The following is a 261-nucleotide window of genomic DNA, read 5'->3' on the forward strand; positions in this document are numbered from 1 at the left end:
AGATGCACTTGTTGACGCTGAGTCAGACGCGCTTACTGATGTTGAGTCGCTTGCGCTTACTGACGCTGAGTCACTTGCACTTACTGACGCTGAGTCAGATGCGCTTACTGATGTTGAATCAGATGCACTTGTTGACGCTGAGTCAGACGCGCTTACTGAGTTTGAGTCAGATACGCTTGTGCTTGTTGATGCACTATCTGATGTGCTTACTGACGTTGAATCACTTGCGCTTACTGACGTTGAATCACTTGCGCTTACTGA

At 47.9% G+C, this 261-nt stretch carries 1 protein-coding gene; it reads left to right on the top strand.

What is annotated here, in order from left to right:
• Positions 1–261: hypothetical protein (locus tag ACJQQZ_RS12590; RefSeq protein ID WP_408023178.1), on the top strand; the 261-nt coding region annotated here is incomplete at both ends.

Source organism: Staphylococcus sp. KUGN1, assembly GCF_045984185.1.
Lineage (GTDB): Bacteria > Bacillota > Bacilli > Staphylococcales > Staphylococcaceae > Staphylococcus > Staphylococcus warneri_A.